This is a genomic window from Gardnerella sp. DNF00109 (assembly GCF_049262845.1).
In the GTDB taxonomy this organism is placed as follows: domain Bacteria; phylum Actinomycetota; class Actinomycetes; order Actinomycetales; family Bifidobacteriaceae; genus Bifidobacterium; species Bifidobacterium vaginale.
Genome location: NZ_CP058406.1, coordinates 1,458,562 through 1,476,846, shown reverse-complemented (window position 1 = coordinate 1,476,846; position 18,285 = coordinate 1,458,562). Strand labels below are relative to the sequence as shown.

Annotated in this window: 13 protein-coding genes, 1 tRNA gene and 1 pseudogene; 14 read left to right on the top strand and 1 reads right to left on the bottom strand. The window is 41.5% G+C overall.

Translation table 11 applies throughout. The annotated features are described in order from the left end of the window. The first annotated feature begins 75 nt into the window (after nt 1–75). Together HXT20_RS05765 and fdxA are read left to right on the top strand one after the other, a co-directional pair. A complete protein-coding gene (locus HXT20_RS05765; protein ID WP_004116076.1) occupies nt 76–1,686 on the top strand; it encodes an APC family permease in 1,611 nt (536 codons plus the stop codon). Between the two features lie 180 nt (nt 1,687–1,866). Further along, nucleotides 1,867–2,187, top strand: coding sequence for a ferredoxin (fdxA, locus tag HXT20_RS05760; protein ID WP_004114327.1), 321 nt, complete (start codon nt 1,867–1,869; stop codon nt 2,185–2,187). Here fdxA and dinB read toward each other — a convergent pair. Next, nucleotides 2,184–3,518 carry a DNA polymerase IV gene (dinB, locus tag HXT20_RS05755; RefSeq protein ID WP_004573715.1) on the bottom strand — a complete coding sequence of 445 codons (1,335 nt, stop codon included), beginning with the start codon at nt 3,516–3,518 and terminating at the stop codon, nt 2,184–2,186. The two genes, fdxA and dinB, sit on opposite strands and share 4 nt — an antisense overlap. A gap of 113 nt (nt 3,519–3,631) precedes the next feature. On the opposite strand from dinB, the pseudogene HXT20_RS05750 reads away from it, so the two are divergent. The 12 genes and pseudogenes from HXT20_RS05750 to rplC all read left to right on the top strand — a co-directional run bounded on the left by HXT20_RS05750 (nt 3,632) and on the right by rplC (nt 18,284). Beyond that, nucleotides 3,632–4,568 (top strand): annotated as a pseudogene (locus HXT20_RS05750) (EamA family transporter). Between the two features lie 119 nt (nt 4,569–4,687). Continuing rightward, nucleotides 4,688–4,774 (top strand) — tRNA-Ser (locus HXT20_RS05745). Between the two features lie 320 nt (nt 4,775–5,094). Further along, the gene (locus tag HXT20_RS05740) at nt 5,095–8,406 is read left to right on the top strand and encodes a hypothetical protein (RefSeq protein ID WP_422114316.1); all 3,312 of its coding nucleotides are present in this window, start codon (nt 5,095–5,097) and stop codon (nt 8,404–8,406) included. 180 nt (nt 8,407–8,586) lie between these two features. Next, nucleotides 8,587–8,880, top strand: a complete 294-nt coding sequence (locus HXT20_RS05735) for a metal-sensitive transcriptional regulator (protein WP_004114342.1) — start codon at nt 8,587–8,589, stop codon at nt 8,878–8,880. 78 nt (nt 8,881–8,958) lie between these two features. Next, on the top strand, nt 8,959–9,600 hold the full coding sequence (locus tag HXT20_RS05730) for an IMPACT family protein (protein WP_020759949.1): 642 nt from the start codon (nt 8,959–8,961) through the stop codon (nt 9,598–9,600). Between the two features lie 94 nt (nt 9,601–9,694). After that, nucleotides 9,695–10,363, top strand: coding sequence for a hypothetical protein (locus HXT20_RS05725; protein WP_004138770.1), 669 nt, complete (start codon nt 9,695–9,697; stop codon nt 10,361–10,363). A gap of 109 nt (nt 10,364–10,472) precedes the next feature. Beyond that, entirely contained in the window at nt 10,473–12,641 is a 2,169-nt protein-coding gene (gene malQ / locus HXT20_RS05720; RefSeq protein ID WP_422114315.1) for a 4-alpha-glucanotransferase, read from the top strand. A 266-nt stretch (nt 12,642–12,907) separates the two neighbouring features. Beyond that, entirely contained in the window at nt 12,908–13,357 is a 450-nt protein-coding gene (gene rplM, locus HXT20_RS05715; RefSeq protein WP_004114349.1) for a 50S ribosomal protein L13, read from the top strand. Between the two features lie 20 nt (nt 13,358–13,377). Then, nucleotides 13,378–13,866, top strand: a complete 489-nt coding sequence (rpsI, locus tag HXT20_RS05710) for a 30S ribosomal protein S9 (protein WP_004114350.1) — start codon at nt 13,378–13,380, stop codon at nt 13,864–13,866. A gap of 372 nt (nt 13,867–14,238) precedes the next feature. Beyond that, entirely contained in the window at nt 14,239–16,944 is a 2,706-nt protein-coding gene (adhE, locus tag HXT20_RS05705) for a bifunctional acetaldehyde-CoA/alcohol dehydrogenase (protein WP_246979510.1), read from the top strand. A gap of 365 nt (nt 16,945–17,309) precedes the next feature. After that, complete coding sequence (gene rpsJ, locus HXT20_RS05700) at nt 17,310–17,618, top strand: 30S ribosomal protein S10 (RefSeq protein ID WP_003808013.1); 309 nt, start codon at nt 17,310–17,312, stop codon at nt 17,616–17,618. 15 nt (nt 17,619–17,633) lie between these two features. Further along, on the top strand, nt 17,634–18,284 hold the full coding sequence (rplC, locus tag HXT20_RS05695) for a 50S ribosomal protein L3 (RefSeq protein ID WP_004116043.1): 651 nt from the start codon (nt 17,634–17,636) through the stop codon (nt 18,282–18,284). The last annotated feature ends 1 nt before the right edge of the window (nt 18,285 follow it).

Genomic DNA, 18,285 nt, shown 5'->3' with positions numbered 1-18,285 from the left:
TGTATTTTTTGCGATTAATAACATATATACCCTTATATGGAATGTTTTAGACGTAGTTTTAGAGAAGGTTGGATTATGCAAATATGGAGAAAAAAGTCTGTTGAACAGACTATTGCAGAAACAATGGATGGTGATCGCCATCTTAAGCGTACGTTAAATGCATGGGATCTTGCCGTTATGGGAGTAGCTGTGGCTGTTGGTGCTGGCATCTTCTCCGTTGGTGCTCAGGCTGCAGCGTTCCACGCAGGTCCTGCAGTTATTATTAGCTTTATCATCGCTGGTATTGTTTGCGGAACGGCTGCAATGTGCTACGCGGAGTTTGCTTCGATGATTCCTGTTGCTGGTTCTGCATACACCTTTACGTATACTACAGTAGGCGAGCTTATTGCTTGGATTATTGGTTGGGATATGATTCTGGAAATGCTTATGGCAGGATCCGTTATAGCCAAATATTGGGGCGTTTATCTTAACGATTTAATGCACTTGTTTGGTCTTAATGTATCTACTTCTGTAAAGCTGGGTAATTTTACTTTCGATCTTGCTCCAGTAGTTATCGTTGCATTCTTTACGATTATGCTTGTTGTTGGAACAAAGCTTTCTGCTCGTTTTGATGGCGCTTTAACAATCTTGAAGATTGGTATTGTTCTGTTCGTTGTTGTTGTTGGATTCTTCTACATTAAGGCTTCTAACTTCACTCCATTCGTTCCACCTGCAACAGATGTTGCTAGCGTTAAGGGAATCCACGTTTCTGGCACAATGAGCCAGCCGCTTTGGCAATGGCTTACTGGCATGCAGCCAGCTGTTTACGGCGTTACTGGTATTCTTTCTGGCGCAGCACTTGTGTTCTTTGCATTTATTGGATTCGACGTTGTTGCAACTACGGCAGAAGAAACTAAGGACCCACACAAGAACATTCCTAAGGGCATTGGTCTTGGTCTTTTGATTGTGACTGTTCTTTACATTCTTGTTGCTGTTGTTACAACTGGCATGGTTTCGTACAAGGATTTGGCTAAGCAAGAGGCTCCTTCTCTTTCTACAAGCTTTGAGCTTGTAGGCGCAACTTGGGCAGCAAAGATTATTTCTCTTGGCATTGTAATCGGCTTAACAACTGTTGTTATGGTTCTTCTTCTTGGTCTTACGCGTATCGTGTTTGCTGTGAGCCGCGATGGTCTTCTTCCTCGTAGCTTCTCTAAGGTTAGCAAACGCGGCATTCCTGCACGTATTCAGATTGTTTCTGGCATTGTAGTTGCTATAATCGCTTCTACATTAGATATTGGAATTCTTTCTGATATGGTGAATATCGGTACGCTTTCTGCATTCTTGCTCGTTTCTGCTGGTGTTCCGATTATGCGTATGCGTAGACCAGATTTGCACCGATCCTTTATGGTTCCATGGAATCCAGTTTTGCCTATTTTTGCTGCGCTTTCTACGTTCTGGCTTATGCTAAACCTTTCCGTGCTTACATGGATTCGTTTTGCGATTTGGCTTGCGATTGGCTTTGCAGTATACTTCGGCTATTCCTACCGCAATTCTTTGCTTGGAAGGCAGTTACGCAAGGCTAAGAAGCTTGGTGTTCCTGTAGAGTCATTGTTTGCTCAAGATGCTGTTGCAGCTGAAAAGATGGCTCAGGGAGAATCTGAAGACCAGGCTCGTGCAGAAGCTGCTCAAGAGACAGGTAATAATTGATTATAAAATCTTGAATTAAGATATTATCTTATTTTTAGATTTATTGATTCTAATCACGTTGAGTCGGCATGCGGTTTTACGCGTGTCGACTCAATTAGTTTTGCGCGCCGTGTTTGCACTATAATAGAAAAGTTAAATTGTTTCATTAGAGCAAAAGAATGCAGAAGGGGGGCGTTTGTTATGCCTTATGTTATTGCAGAACCTTGTGTTGACGTTAAGGATAAAGCTTGTGTTGACGAGTGCCCTGTTGATTGCATTTATGAAGGCGATCGTACGCTTTATATAAACCCTAATGAATGTGTTGATTGTGGTGCTTGTGAACCAGCTTGTCCTGTAGAAGCCATTTTCTACGAGGACGATGTTCCAGAAGAGTGGGAATGGTATAAAGACGCTGCAGTAGAGTACTTTAACAAACTTGGTGATTTAGGTGGAGCGCAAGAAGCTGGTCCATCTGGCTGGGATGAAGATCGTGTAGCTGCTCTTCCTAAAAGAGATGCTTAAATACCTAGTTGCGCCGCATTGTTTCCATATTTTTCTCTTACAGCATCTAAAACATGTTCTGCGTGACTTATTCGTGCATAAGTATTTTTTACTGCGTTTTCTCTAATTGATGTTGAATTTTTGTATGTATCGTTGTTTATTACGGTTTCTCTTTTGCTTTCTTCAAGAATGTCATTAATAGTTGGCTGAATGAAAGTTTTGCTGCATTTCACAAGATTACTAGCGCTTACTCCTGCCAGCCTAACTGGGCTTAATAAGCAAATATTATTTCCGCCTAATTTATGATTGTGTACTATAGGGTCTGCATCCATTAACAATGAGTCAACGTGCTTATATAATTCATGGGAAGAATCCGTTGCGTTTCTTAACGTTTTAGATCTAGTAACATAGTGCAAATCGCTGAATCGTAGCTTTAACGTGACAGTTTTGGTTGCCATATTGCGTTTGCGTAGTTCTTGCGCCACGTCATTGCAGCAGTGCCTGATCAGGTTTTTCACTGCTGCAATATCTGTGGTGTCAGAATTGAGAGTTTGTTCTGTACCAATGGATTTTTCTGGAACATGGGGCATGACCTGCCGATTATCGATTCCGCGCGAAGTGTTATAAAGCATTTGTGCAACAATCTTAGAGCCAGCAATTCGTTCCAGAGTCTTTTCATCTATATTTCTTAGTGTTTCTATACTATTTATTCCCCATGCTGCTAGCTTTTTTGCCAGAGCTGGTCCAATTCCTGGTATTGCTCGTAATGGCATTATTGACACAAAGTCAGCGTTGCGGTTCTGGGGGACAACCAGCATTCCATTTGGCTTTGCATTTGTTGATGCCATTTTTGCTATTAATTTATTGGATGCTATTCCCACTGAGCAGGTGATATGAAACTTACGCGCGACTTCGCTTCGTATCCATTCGCCTATAACAATAGGCGAATGCCAGCGTAAAAGTGCGGAGTTAACATCCATATAACATTCGTCTACAGAGACTCGTTCAACCCTATCTGTGATTTTTGAAAAAACCTCCTTAAAAATCCTAGATGAAATGGAAACGTAGTATGGCATATCTACCGGCAAGAAAATGCCATTAGGGCACAAGCTTCGTGCTCGCGCTGTAGGCATAGCTGAATTCACGCCATACTTACGTGCCTCGTAGCTGGCTGCCGAAACTACGGAGCGCGAGCCTGTACCAATAATCACAGGTTTACCAAGTAACCTAGGATTACGCGCCGCCTCGAGTGATGCATAAAACGCATCCATATCGATATGAAGTATTGTGCAGCCAGACGTGTCATGCCCCCAGTCGCGTTTAGCTGCTGTAACTCGCGGTGCTGTGCTCATGGATTTATGGTAGAACAAACGTTCGATTTTATCTATAGTGTGTCGCAATAAATTTTACGAAAAATATAGTCAAAAATATGCAAATATAACTACTGCCGTGTAGGGTATGCTGTATGAAACAAATCATAGTGAACGCGCTAAATCGCATGCCTGTTTTGCTGATTGTTGTTGTAGAAGCGGCGATGGTTTATTTAGCAACATCAATAGCGAAAGTCGCGTTTAGTCAGCTCGATCCGTTGTATTCTGTGTGGTATCGCGTTGGATTTATGGCTTTGTTTTTGATTGCTTGGAGAAGACCTTTTTCGCACCATAAGCGCGCGCAATTCTTTGCCTAAAACGTTAAAAGAATGGTTAATTGTTGTTGCAGTAGGAATTTCCGTTGTTCTTATGAACACCATGTTTTATTTAGCTATTAGTTGCATGGCTGTGGGGGTCGCAGTAACTATCGAGTTTGTAGGACCTTTAATGGTTGCTGTTATAACAGGTAAAACGTGGCGTGAGCGCATTGGTATAGTTATTGCCGCGTGTGGAATCGTGCTTCTTGCAAGCGCTTCTATGGGTTCTAATGAAAGTCCGCATTTTCTTGTTGGATTAGTTGCAATTCTTATTGGCGGATCCATGTGGGGAATGTATATTGTCTCTGGGCGAATGTTGGCTAGAGGTTCTAATGCTATAGACAGAGTTAGTGTAGCTATTTTAATTGGATGGTTGTTGCAGTCTAGCGTACTTGCAGTTCCTGCGATTTCTCATGTTATATACCCTAAGCCAGGAGCTACTTGGGCTGCACAGTCTGGCGGTTCTATAAAGCTTTTAGCTTTGATGGTTGTTATTGCGATATGCGCATCTTTTATTCCTACGCTGTTGGATCAAGTTCTTTTAAAGCGCGTGTCTTCGGCAAGATATTCTGTTATGCAGGCTTTATATCCTGCTATTGCTGCAGTTGTTGGAATGGGATTTGGAGAAGTGCCAACTTGGATTGATGTTTGTGGAATGGCTCTAGTTATGTTGGCTGTTGCGATTACATTTTCAGGAGACCATAATCCTGCATAAATTTTGCTGTTTGGCTATTCAATCCACTTTTGTGTGTTTGGTGTGTCGCTGAAGCATTGTGCACGTCCTCAAGAGGTGATATAGTCTGAATCTGTTGCTATCTTGAATAGCTACAAAGTGGAGTCATGCCTGAGTGGCCGATAGGGGCACCCTGCTAAGGTGTTAGTCGTGTAAGCGGCTCGAGAGTTCGAATCTCTCTGACTCCGCGGTTTTAGCTCTAAATCGTTGATTTTTCAGTGATTTAGAGCTTTTTGCGTTTTGGGTAGATTCCCGTAATTACAATTTTTTTTCCTTGAGATATTTTGGGCTATAACCACTGTTCCTCATTGGATAGTCGCCAGCAACCGCAAGAATTGTGGATAACTCTGTGGATAAGTCGCCTTTAAAATAGGCTTTAACCACATTGATAAATTTTTATTTACATAATTAAATCCCTAAATCATAGTTAGAGCATGAGCGATTTTTCGTTCATCGTGGCTAGCAAAACGTTTGTCACGTAAGAGAAAACAACGTTTAAGGAGTTGATATGGGAAAACATGTATGTAAAAAGATTCCAATCTTTTTACGCAATAAGCGCACGCGAATGTTCTCTTTACTGACAGCGTTGCTGGCGACTATTGCAATTGTTGTTGGAAATGGTGTAATTAGCGGAGCATATGCGTTTGACGATATTCCTACGTATATAAGCAATTACTATGGTTGCGGAGCTGAAGGTGACCATAGATTGTATTCAGTTAATGACGACATTACATATTGCGTTGATCTTTATGAGTCTGGAAACGCGTTTGCAGATACTTCTTGGGGTCCTGTAGTAAATAATCGTGATGTTGCGATTGCTGCAATGATGATAAAACTGAGCGTTAATGGAAAGTATTGGCGCGGTGACTATAGAGACAGAGTCGCAATTGCTTATGCTATTCATGAACATTTTGAAGATAAAGACAAATGGAATAATGCGAAACAGCATTCGTTCACCAGTACTAAAGATTTTAGTGAAATAGCTGCTAAAGCTGATGAACTTTGGAATGAAGCTGCTAGCAAAATTCCTACAAAAGTTTCATTTGAAAATTTGTATGGGACTTCAGGCAATTCTGGTGAAATAAAAGTAAAAGCAGAAGGAGTTCTAAGAACAGCATATAACGGTGATGACGGTGTTGATTTTAAAATAACTGCATCGAATGGAAATATTATGTTCAAAGATAACTATTATTACAACAATAGTGAATTAAAAGCAGAACGCAAAGGTTTTATACGTACAGACAAAGATTATTCAGATGAATTTGTTTGGGTTGCGTCTGGAGAAGGCAAAGTTGATATTAATGGCGAATATTATCTTCCAAACTTGGAGAGAAGAGATACAAAAAGCGGTTGCTACTTGCTTAGATTATCGCAATCTCCTGTGAAATATAATATTGATAGTTCGATTTCTATTGATGCGCATAGAGATTTTTACCCAGCTGTTACATCAAAATCTGAAGTTAAAAAGTTAAAACTAGGCGATTCTGTAGAAGGTAATGTAAAAAGTAGCGTTAATAACGAAGAGAATAAGCCTTGGATTGAAAATAAGAAGATTCGTGCGCGCGGATACTACTTTGTAGGATCGTATGAAAATATTCTAAAAGAACGTGCAGTGGGTAGTAGCGTAGATGACTACATAAAAGAGTTGCGCGCTGATTCTAGCATTAGACAAGTAGGTGCAAGTGACGTTTACTTTACTAAATCAGGTGAAGAAGCTAAAACAGTTGTTCATGTAACAAATGGAGATATGAAACCAGAAAATCTTGAAAAAGCAACAGAATATAAAGTTGGTGAACAAGATGCTGGACTATTTGGTACATGGGTTTGGACTATTGCTAAAAACGAGCAAGATAATGACGTTAAAGATTTTGTTTCTAGTGATTTTATTGAAGGTTTTGGTAAAGCACAATCTACTTTAACTCATATGGCAAAAGTAAACATAAAACATGTTAAAAATGCTAAAAATAAAGATTCAAATGAAGTATCAGATACGATTGTTGTTAGTGGCGCGCCAAAAGATTACGGAATGTTTAAAGGCAATAAAGAGTATGGATTTGATGGCGATGAAAATATGAAAGTTCGCTTGTGGTGGATTGGGTATGAAAATGGCACTGTTGATAAAGAGTCTATGAGTAAGTTAAATCCAAAATCAGATAAAGAGCCTGAGGAAGACGATAATCACAAGAAAATTGGCGAATGGTCAGTTCCGCTTAGAAATGGCGTTTATACGATTGCTAACGGAAAAGTGATGCTAAAGGAAGATTCTGCGGATGGCGCTGGTAATAGTGGTGCTGTTGGCAATAGTGAAAAGGGTAATGAAAAAGAAGAGTCAGAGCTTGGAAAGAAAGTTGCCGATATTGTTAATTTGAAGTCTGGCAATTCGGGCGAAAGTGGAATGTATGTGTTTGTATATGATTTCCCTGGTTCTTCTAGAGCAGAAGCGTTTAAAACAGCGTTTAACGATGAAGACAGTAGAAGCATATTTACTCAAGAAAAAGAAGAGCATAAAACAGTAAATAATAATTCTGCAGGTAATGCTGGTGATGTAAAGCCGAGTGGTGGCGCAAAGCCGAATGGTGATAAGCCGAATGGTGGGTCTAAGCCGAGTGTCGGAGATGTAAAACCAAATGATGACGTGAAACCAAATGGTAATAAGCCAAATGGTGATGAGAAGCCGAACGGTGACGTTAAGCCGAATGGTGGTGATAAGCCGAGTGGTGATGTAAAGCCAAGTGGTGATGCGAAGCCGAATGGTGGTAATAAAAGTGATAACGTATCTACGAAGAACAATGATAATAAAGTAAACAACAATGATAATAAAGTAGAAGAATCTGGTGAAGTCACTAAGAATGAGATAGATCCAAAAACGTCTGCTGGAGGCGCTGTTGTAGACAATATCGTCAACAAGCAAAACTCTCATGATCAAGGTGCGCAACAAAATAATAAACAAGATACTCAGTCAAATACGCAGCCAAATACTAATCAAAATACACAAAGTCAAGGCAATAGTACCCAAACTGCGCAGAATCAAGGTGGTCAAAATGCTGGTTCGCAAAAACAACATAAGCAAACTGGTGATGTTGAAGGTAAACAAAATAGCAATATTAATGCAGATAGTTCTCAGAGTGGTTCTGATTCTCATTCTGCTGTTAATAGTGATAATACAAATGTAAACGGTTCTTCGCAAAAGAATAATGAAAGTAACAAAGTCGATAAAAGTGATAAAGAAAATAATGCTGGCGTAGTAGATAAAACAAACGCAGGTAAATCAGGTAAATCAGATAATGCTGGGAATGCTGGTAACACAGATAATGCTGGTAAATCAGATAATGCAAGAAACGCTGGTAGTGCTGGTAAATCAGATAAATCTGTGAATGCAGAGAATACGGAAAATGCCGATAATGAGAATTTGAGTAGCAAAAATGTTCACAGTGATAAAGCAGATAAGTCATCTAAGAAAGATTCTGGTAGTAGCGTAACTGTGCATAAAGGCAATACGAATAGTGATAAAAAAGATGGTCGCACAACAAAGAGAACAGCTTCTGCAGCGGTTTCCAGCCTAAATACTGATGAACAGAATGATAATAAATCTAAAAAAGAAGCATCTGATTTAGGATCTGAGTCTCTTGCAGAAAGCCAATCAGAATATACAAATACAAAAAGGAATAAGCGCAGGCATGCTCGTGCAGGTGTTGTAAGTGCCACATCTTTATTTAATGCTGGTATAAAAATTGAGAGTGTCTTGATGCTTTCTATGGCAGTATTACTTATTGCTGGTGCTATAGTTTTGGGAAAAAATATATATCGCGTTGTATATTAACAAAATATTAAATACAAATAAAATTGTTGCGTTGTATAATATGCATAATTTATTCTATAGATATCGTTTTCTATAGATATAGTTTATTGATGCGGCGTAGTTTATGCATGCATACTATACAACGCACAATTTTGATATAGACAATATGTAAGAAGTACTGTTTATACTACGAGGTTTTATATGAGCGACTACAACATAGATAAAGAAAAAATGTTGGTTCGTCTACATAGGGTATGTGGACAGGTTCATGCTGTTGAGAATATGATCGAAAAGGGAGAAGATTATACAAATATTCTTATGCAGCTTTCTGCTTCTACTGCAGCTCTTAGAGCTGTTGCTCTTATAGTTGCTCATCAGGAAATCTCAAAAGCTTTAGAGGCGGCGCAAAATGCTTCAGATCAAAAAGTTACCGACAAGAAAGTTGCTGAACTTGTTGATGTTGTAGATCATTTAATGAGATACGATAAATCGTGATTTGTGATTCTAACGGTTTCGTATGATTTATCGATAGCGTTTAAACTGTTTGAATTGAAAACGATTTGAATATTAAGTATGAATAATATGCGAACCGTAACTGATTTATGCGAAAATCCTGCGCACTTTGCCTTCGTGGAAAAGAAGTCTGAATTTATTTCAGATGCTTGCCATATAACAACTCTTGAAGAAGCAATAGATTTTGTAGAGTCTATTAGGCTAAAACATCCTAAGGCGCGGCACGTGGCTTATGCTGCTGTGTGCGGAGACAATAATGGCAGACTGTGTGAGCGCATGAGTGACGACGGAGAGCCTTCAGGTACTGCTGGGAAACCTATTCTAGATGTTGTAAGGGCTTCTAATCTTACAGATACAGTTGTAACAGTTACGCGTTATTTTGGTGGGATTTTGCTTGGCTCTGGTGGATTGATGCGCGCTTATTCACATGCAGCAGCTGGCGCTATACAGTCGAGCAAAATGGCAGATATCATAGAATGTAATTGTTTTTCTTGCAAAGTCGAATATACTCAGCTAAGAATGTTTAAAAGCTTATTGTTAAAACATAACGCAGAAATTATGGATGAAGAATACGGAATTTCTGTAGATTTAAAGGTTTGTGTTCCTTTTGAAGAGTCAGACAGATTTTTAGAATCAGTAAAAAATACATTTTCAGCTATAATAATTCCTAAATCATGTGGTGTTTACAGTAGGATTTCCTGATAAAGTTTTTCTCACCTTGTCGGTTTTAGAATTTGTGTCGTAAAACTGATACATTATATTGGATATTGGTAGCTAAAAGGTTGGTGAGTAGATTATGAGTGATATACAAGATCAAAATAATCTTGAACACAATGATGATTCGCATAGTAATTCTCATGACGATTCTCATGAAATTTATGAGCCTTTGACATCTATTTATGAGCGTTTACGCCACTCCAGTAATTCTAAAGAGCTTCACGAATTTGCTGTAAAAGAACTCCCAGATAGAGCAGATCAAGCAGAATTTTCTAGGGCTACGGCATTACTAGAAGCTGTAGCAGGCAACATAAATACTCCAGAAGAAGATCGTATTCATCTAGCAACAGTGATGCCATTCCCTAATATTTTGGTTAAACTTTCACAGGATAAATCTGATAACGTTCGTTTAGCTGTTGCTAAAAATCGTAATGCTAAAAATTGGCTAGTAGGAAGACTTACTAAAGATTCTTGCGGAGAAGTTAGAGATGCTGCATTGTGCAATCCGCAGACATCATGGAAAATGCGTCTCGAGGGTGCTCAAACCGAAGGCGTTGGGGCACAAACATTAGATTACTTAGCCTCACTTGGTGTAGGTGAAGAAAGTAAGGATTCGCCAGTACTTTCCGCAATGGTAAGAAGAGCAGTGGCGCTTAATCCTGGTGTGTCGCAGTCAACATTGATAGCTTTGTCAAAAGACAAAGACCCAGATGTTTCCTCTGCCGCATTAGAAGTTTTAAATAAATAAAGTTTTAAATAAATAAAAAAATTTAGATAAGTCTTGAGTGTAAAATTAAATTAAACAATAATTGCATACGTTTGCATAAAAAACTCACATATATACTACGATGGAAACTATGAACAATAAAAATGAAGAAAGTACTCAGCAAACAAGCCCATTAAGGCGTTTGGTTGAGTTAATGGGAGTGCGCTCCAAATTCGTTGGATCGGATGGAATAGAACATCAGATTGCTGATAACGTGCTTGTAAAAGTATTGCGCTCTCTGTGCGTAGATGCAAGTACTGATAAAGCGATTGAAGAATCAATGCAGAAGATTCTTTTGGAACGTCATACACGTTTAGTTGCTCCAACGGTGTTGCATACAGTTGGTAAAGAAGACACTGTTATAATCAACACAGGTATTTTGGAGTATCCTACAGCAACTTTGATATTGGAAGATGGAGAACAGTACCAAGGTGACTTGCAGATTTCTCCATGTAAAGATGATGTTGCGTTCCCTGTTAATGGCACTTTTGTGGCAAGCTCTTTGTTGACAATTCCAGCAGACGTGCCTATGGGGTATCACACTCTACGAATAAGCGTTGCGGATCGAGTAGAAGAGGCGTCACTTATTAGTGCTCCAGAAAGCATTGATACTCTAGAAAAGCTTGAAAAAGATGGAAAGCAGATTTGGGGATGGATGGCTCAGCTTTATTCCATTCGTTCTTCTAAGTCTTGGGGTGTTGGCGATTACGCAGATTTAGCTGATCTTCTTGTGCAATCAAAGAAAAAAACAGGTGCAGATTTTGTGCTTGTAAACCCATTGCATGCAGGTGAACCAGTTGCACCATTAACGCCGTCTCCTTATTTGCCAGTCGCAAGAGGAATGGTTAATGTAACCTATATTCGCCCAGAAATAATTCCAGAATATGATTCGCTTAATGATAAGGATCGTAAGACTGTTGACGATCTTCATAACGAAGTAGAGCCTCTTAATAATGATGCTCAAATTGTTGATCGTGACTCCATGTGGCGAGTAAAAATGCATGCTTTGTGGATTATTTTTAAGTCTGGACTTTCTGCTGAACGCTCCGAAGAATTTGAAGCATTTAAGCAGGACATGGGTGAGCGTCTTGAATCTTATGCAACTTGGTGCCTTTGCTACGATAAGTGGGGTGCTCCTAAGGGAGAAGACTGCTGGGAGAAGCATCTTACTAAAGATTCCGATGAGATTAGCGCTTTATGTAAACAATTCCCAGATACTCTAGAGTTTTATCGTTGGCTTGAGTGGATTGCGTTTACGCAATTGCATGATGCTCAAGTTGCAGCTAAAAATGCGGGTATGCGCATTGGCATTATGTCGGATATGGCTGTTGGCGTGCATCCTGCAGGCTCCGAGGTTTGGTGGAATCCAGAGCGATTTGCCAATGGTGCTTGCGTAGGTGCTCCTCCTGATTACTTCAATCAGCAGGGTCAAAACTGGTCTCAGCCTCCGCTTAATCCATTCGAGCTTGAGCGCACTGGATTTAAAGTGTACAAAGATATGGTTCACGGAATGTTTGCGTCTGCTGGCGCTGTGCGAATTGACCATATTCTTGGGCTTTTCCGCTTATGGTGGATTCCAGAAGGATCTACTCCAGGTGACGGAGCTTACGTTTACTATGATGCAGACGTTATGCTTGGCATTCTTGCGATTGAAGCTACGCGCGCAAATGGTGTTGTAGTTGGAGAAGACCTTGGTGTTGTGCCAGCTGAAACTTTGGAAGTTTTGGCTAAGAATAAGGTTCTTGGATGCACGGTTGAGTGGTTTGAACAGAGGGATGGTGCATTCCGCGAGCCTAAGAAGTGGCGCGAAATGACGCTTGCTTCTGTCAATACTCACGATTTGCCACCTGCTGCAGGCTACTTAAACTACGAGCACGTTAATATTCGCGAGCGTTTGAATCTTCTTTCGGGATCCGTAGAAGAATTCCGCGCTGGTGCTGTTAAAGAGCATAATGCAATGCTGAAAATGCTTGTTTCTGGAGGTTTCTTAGACAAGAAGGCTCTAGAAAATGAATCTGAGCATGAGCAAGAGATTGTAGAAGCATTATATCGAGCACTTAAAGCTGCTCCTTCCAAGCTGCTTGCTGCATCCATTGTTGATGCAACGGGTGAACATCGTGCTCAGAATCAGCCTGGCACCAATGATGAATATCCAAATTGGCGTATTCCTTTGGCTGATGCTAATTGTAATCCTGTTCTTTTAGACAACTTATTTGACTTGCCTAGAGTTAAGTCTTTAGCGCAAATCATGAATAAGTAGTTCTAGATGCGTGATTAATTGCGGGCTGTAGCGTTTGTTGATATTCGCGAGCGTTGCAGTCCGCATTGTATGTAAAATAGAAACTTGCAAATAGTCGTCATATGGCGATATACTTGCAGATTGTTGTGTTTCCCTAAGGGGTCCTTCAAAGCGCTTTTCCCACTCGCCATCGAGGACTTTCAGGGAGCCCACGGATTATGAGCAGCATATCTCCTATAAACCAAGAAGATGTAAAGCTCGAAACACAATAGAGAAAAGGTACGATTGTGAAGACTTTCACACCGAAACCAGCAGATTTAACTCATGACTGGTATATTATCGACGCCACTGATGTGGTGCTTGGTCGTTTGGCTTCCCAGGTAGCCATTTTGCTGCGTGGTAAGAATAAGCCAACATTTGCTCCTCATGCTGATTCTGGCAATCACGTCATTATCATTAATGCAGATAAGATTGCTTTAACTGGCAATAAGTTGAGCAAGGAATTGTATTCTCACTCTGGTCGTCCAGGTGGACTTCGTCGCGATAGCTATGCTGAGCTTTTGGAGAAGAATCCAAAGCGCATCATCGTTTCCGCTGTGAGGGGAATGCTTCCAAAGAATCGTCTTGCTAAGGTTCAGCTTGATCGCCTTCGTGTGTTCACTGGTGCTGAGCATCCTCATATTTCGCAAAAACCACAGGTCTTCGAGATCTCTCAGGTCTCTCAGCAGGCTAAGTGAATCGTAAGGAGAATATGATTATGGTAGATAACAACAACTCCGCGGTTCTTGAGAATGAAGAAGAACTGACTAGCTATACAACTGAGACAAACGCTGGCGCAGGTACTGGTACTTCTGCCGTTGCTCCAGGCTATGGCACTGGTCGTCGTAAGGAAGCCGTTGCTCGCGTTCGTTTGATTCCAGGCACTGGCAAGTGGACTATTAATGGTCGCGCTCTTGAGGAATACTTCCCATCTCGCTTATTGCAGCGTGAAGTTAATTCCCCATTTGTGCTTTTGAAGCTTGAAGGTAAGTTCGACGTTGTCGTCTTGGTAGACGGTGGCGGCACCACTGGTCAGGCAGGTGCAATCCGTTTGGGTGTTGCTCGTGCTTTGAATGCTATTGACCGTGATGCAAACCGTGCTTCCTTGAAGAAGGCTGGCTTCTTGACTCGCGACGCTCGCGTTGTGGAGCGCAAGAAGGCTGGTTTGCACAAGGCACGTCGTGCACCTCAGTTCTCAAAGCGTTAAGCTGCGAAGAATTTATATTTTCAATGGCTTCTGGCTTTTGCTGGAAGCCATTTTTGTATCTAATGCGGTTGAATGTTCTAAATGTTATTAATCGTTTATAAGTAATCATTAAATCTAACATTCTAGAAAATTTAGAGGATAATCGCACATAAATAGTCACAAATAATAACAAATAACGAACATTAGAGGATAAACCTCGCTCATAAATAGCGCAACTCGCTGCAAATCCAAAATAGTACAGTAAATCAAGTAGATTGTGAACTGTATCACATTGTTAGACATTTAAGATGTGTTTATAAAGAAGATTCTTCATGTAAATGTCTGCATATGAAATGTAAATATAAAAATATATGAATGATCGAGGAGGACCAAATGGCGCAGGCGCAAGAAAAGGCGCAAGAAACAGTGCTTGATGAAAAAGAGCAAGCCGCATTAGCAGCCAAACGAGAGGTAGATGAATTAGCTAAAAAAGCAAAGGTTGCTTTAGAAGAGTTTGAAAAATTAAATCAGGAGCAAGTAGACAGAATCGTAGCAAAAGCGTCTATTGCAGCGTTAAACAAGCATTTAGTATTAGCAAAAATGGCTGTTGAAGAAACAGGCAGAGGATTAGTTGAAGATAAAGCCACAAAAAACATTTTTGCATGCGAGCATATTACCCATTATCTTGCAGGCCAGCGCACAGTAGGCATTATTCGCGAAGATGATGTTCTTGGAATCGATGAAATCGCTGAGCCAGTTGGCATAGTAGCAGGCGTGACTCCAGTCACAAACCCAACATCTACAGCCATTTTTAAATCGCTAATTGCTCTTAAAACTCGTTGCCCAATTATTTTTGGCTTCCATCCATTCGCTCAAAAATGCTCCGCAGAAGCGGCAAGAGTTGTGCGCGATGCAGCGATAGAAGCAGGCGCGCCAGAAAATTGCATTCAGTGGATTGAACATCCATCAATCGAAGCTACGGGAGCTTTAATGAAGCACCCAGATGTTGCAACAATTCTTGCAACAGGCGGTCCTGGAATGGTTAAAGCTGCTTATTCTTCGGGAAAGCCAGCACTTGGCGTTGGTGCAGGAAACGCTCCAGCATATGTTGATGCGGACGTAGATGTTGTGCGCGCTGCAAACGATTTGGTGCTTTCAAAGCATTTTGATTACGGTATGATTTGCGCAACAGAGCAGGCGATTATTGCGCATAAAGACGTGTATGAGCCATTGTTAAAGGAATTGAAGCGCAGAAAAGCATATTTCGTTAATGCCGATGAAAAAGCGAAACTTGAACAGTATATGTTTGGTTGCACTTCGTATTCAGGTCAAACTCCTAAGCTTAATTCAGTTGTTCCAGGAAAATCTCCTCAATATATTGCGCATGAAGCTGGATTTGAGATTCCAGAAGATGCTGTGATACTTATTGCCGAGTGCAAGGAAGTTGGCGAGATGGAGCCTCTAACAATGGAAAAGTTGGCTCCTGTTCACGCTTTGCTTCGCGCAGATAACAAGGAACAAGGCTTTGAAATGTGCGAGAAGATGCTTGTTCACGGAGCTGGTCACACTGCTGTGATTCACACTAATAATCAGCAGCTTGCTCGCGAATATGGCAGCCGCATGCACGCTTGCCGAATCATTTGGAACTCCCCAGGATCTTTGGGTGGTGTTGGTGACATCTACAACGCAATCGCACCTTCTCTCACTTTAGGCTGTGGTTCTTATGGTGGAAACTCTGTTTCTGGAAATGTTCAAGCAGTAAATCTTATTAATATAAAGCGCATAGCGCGAAGGAATAATAATATGCAGTGGTTCAAGATTCCGGCCAAAACGTATTTTGAGCCGAATGCTGTTCGCTATTTGCGAGACATGTATGGCATTGAGCGCGCAGTTATTGTGTGCGATAAAGTTATGGAGCAGCTTGGCATTATAGACAAGGTAATTGATCAGCTTCGCGCTAGAGACAATCGCGTAACGTTTAGGATTATTGACTACGTTGAGCCAGAGCCAAGCGTTGAAACTGTTGAACGCGGCGCCGAAATGATGCGCGAAGAGTTCCAGCCAGATACGATTATTGCTGTTGGCGGCGGATCTCCTATGGATGCTGCAAAAATTATGTGGCTTCTTTACGAGCATCCAGAAATTTCCTTCGCTGATTTGCGCGAAAAGTTCTTCGATATTAGAAAGCGCGCATTTAAGATTCCGCCTCTTGGTAAAAAGGCTTGCTTGATTTGTGTACCAACGTCTTCTGGAACAGGATCGGAAGTTACTCCGTTTGCAGTTATTACAGATCATAAGACTGGCTACAAGTACCCAATTACTGACTACGCAATTACGCCTTCGGTGGCAATCGTGGATCCAGTTTTGGCACGCACACAGCCTCGTCGCTTGGCTTGCGATTCTGGTTTTGACGCTTTGACGCACTCTATGGAAGCTTTTGCTTCTGTTTATGCTAACGACTTTACGGACGCAATGGCATTGCATGCAGCAAAGTTGATTTGGGATAATCTTAACGATTCTGTGAATTCCAATAATTCCGAACGCAAGATTCAAGCTCAAGAAAAAATGCATAATGCGGCTACTATGGCTGGAATGGCGTTTGGTTCGGCGTTCCTTGGTATGTGCCACGCAATGGCACATACAATCGGAGCTTTGTGCCATGTTGCTCACGGCCACACGAATGCAATTTTGCTGCCTTATGTGATTCGCTACAATGGTCAAATTCCACAAGAGCCTACAAGCTGGCCAAAGTACAATCGCTACATCGCTCCGGAGCGATACCAGCAGATTGCAAAGAATCTTGGCATAGATCCTGGTAAAACTCCTCAAGAGGGCGTTGAGAATTTGGCGCGCGCTGTTGAAAATTATCGAGATAATCTTCTTAGTATGGATGCTTCGTTTAAGGCATGCGGTGTGGATGAAGAATACTATTGGTCTTTGTTGGATCAGATTGGCATGCGTGCTTACGAAGATCAGTGCGCTCCTGCAAATCCTCGTATTCCTCAAATCGAAGATATGAAAGATATTGCGATTGCAGCGTATTATGGTGTTTCCCAAGAAGAAGGACATCGTATGCGTTTGGAGCGCGAATCTAAGTGATTATTGAATAATTATTTAAGTGATTTTCGAATGATTATTTAGATGATTATTGAATAATTATTGTATATTTAGTTGCAAATGGCAGAGGCTGCACTAGCTGTAGTTTTCTGCCATTTTTCGTTGGAAAATAGCCGACACGCCCGATTTTTGTTAATCCAAGGTTGATGGTTTAATTACTTAGTTGCCTGTTTTTAAGGCTCGCATATTGTAATTCAAAAAAGCGAGCGCAGAAACAGAAATCGCAATTTTTGTTGATTTTTGTAGGCTGCGCACTGATGTGGAATGACCTTTAGTGTCTATTCTCCCGGTGCCCTTTAATACAGGTTGGTAAACAGTAAACGAATCGCTAGAAAGGGCGGACGGCAATGGCGGGACAGAAAATCCGCATCAGGCTTAAGTCCTATGACCATGAGGTCATCGACCAATCGGCGAAGAAAATCGTCGAGACGGTGACGAACGCGGGCGCCACAGTAGTGGGTCCGGTTCCTCTGCCGACCGAGAAGAACGTGTTTGTTGTTATCCGTTCTCCTCACAAATATAAGGATTCTCGCGAGCATTTCGAGATGCGCACTCATAAGCGCCTCATTGACATCGTTGATCCAACGCCAAAGGCTGTGGATTCTTTGATGCACATTGACCTGCCTGCGGATGTAAATATCGAGATTAAGCTGTAGGAAGGGGGGTAAATAATGTCGCAAAATAAGAATCGCACTGCTTTGCTCGGCCGTAAGCTGGGCATGAGCCAGGTTTGGGATGAAAACGGCCTTTTTGTCCCCGTAACTCTGGTTGAGGTCGCTACTAACGTAGTTACCGCTGTTAAGACCGAAGAAACTGACGGTTATTGCGCCGTACAGCTCGGTTATGGCCAGATTGATCCTACCAAGGTTACCAAGCCATTGGCTGGTCACTTTGCAAAGGCTGGCGTGACTCCTCGTCGTCACCTCGCTGAGGTGCGCACTGAAAATGCAGCAGATTACAAGCCAGGTCAAGAATTGACCGCTGAAGTATTTGCTGAAGGTGCCGAAGTCGACGTAACGGGTACTACAAAGGGTAAAGGCTTTGCTGGCACAATCAAGCGTTGGGGCTTCAAGTCTTACCGTCGTACTCACGGCTCGCACAAGAATGAACGTCGTCCAGGTTCTGTGGGCGCATGTGCAACTCCAAGCCGCATTTTGAAGGGCAAGCGTATGGCTGGTCGCATGGGTCATGTGACTTCTACTGCGCTCAACCTCACAATCGTTTCTTCGGATGTTGAGAACGGTATTTTAGCTATTAAGGGTGCTATTCCAGGACCTAAAGGTGCTATCGTTCTCGTCCGTTCGGCAGTGAAGGGAGCCTGAT

Bases quoted from the DNA above. Each gene is read 5' to 3' on its own strand.
- HXT20_RS05765 (WP_004116076.1), top strand. From the start codon at position 76: ATGCAAATATGGAGAAAAAAGTCTGTTGAACAGACTATTGCAGAAACA.
- fdxA (WP_004114327.1), top strand. From the start codon at position 1,867: ATGCCTTATGTTATTGCAGAACCTTGTGTTGACGTTAAGGATAAAGCT.
- dinB (WP_004573715.1), bottom strand. From the start codon at position 3,518: ATGAGCACAGCACCGCGAGTTACAGCAGCTAAACGCGACTGGGGGCAT.
- HXT20_RS05740 (WP_422114316.1), top strand. From the start codon at position 5,095: ATGGGAAAACATGTATGTAAAAAGATTCCAATCTTTTTACGCAATAAG.
- HXT20_RS05735 (WP_004114342.1), top strand. From the start codon at position 8,587: ATGAGCGACTACAACATAGATAAAGAAAAAATGTTGGTTCGTCTACAT.
- HXT20_RS05730 (WP_020759949.1), top strand. From the start codon at position 8,959: ATGAATAATATGCGAACCGTAACTGATTTATGCGAAAATCCTGCGCAC.
- HXT20_RS05725 (WP_004138770.1), top strand. From the start codon at position 9,695: ATGAGTGATATACAAGATCAAAATAATCTTGAACACAATGATGATTCG.
- malQ (WP_422114315.1), top strand. From the start codon at position 10,473: ATGAACAATAAAAATGAAGAAAGTACTCAGCAAACAAGCCCATTAAGG.
- rpsI (WP_004114350.1), top strand. From the start codon at position 13,378: ATGGTAGATAACAACAACTCCGCGGTTCTTGAGAATGAAGAAGAACTG.
- adhE (WP_246979510.1), top strand. From the start codon at position 14,239: ATGGCGCAGGCGCAAGAAAAGGCGCAAGAAACAGTGCTTGATGAAAAA.
- rpsJ (WP_003808013.1), top strand. From the start codon at position 17,310: ATGGCGGGACAGAAAATCCGCATCAGGCTTAAGTCCTATGACCATGAG.
- rplC (WP_004116043.1), top strand. From the start codon at position 17,634: ATGTCGCAAAATAAGAATCGCACTGCTTTGCTCGGCCGTAAGCTGGGC.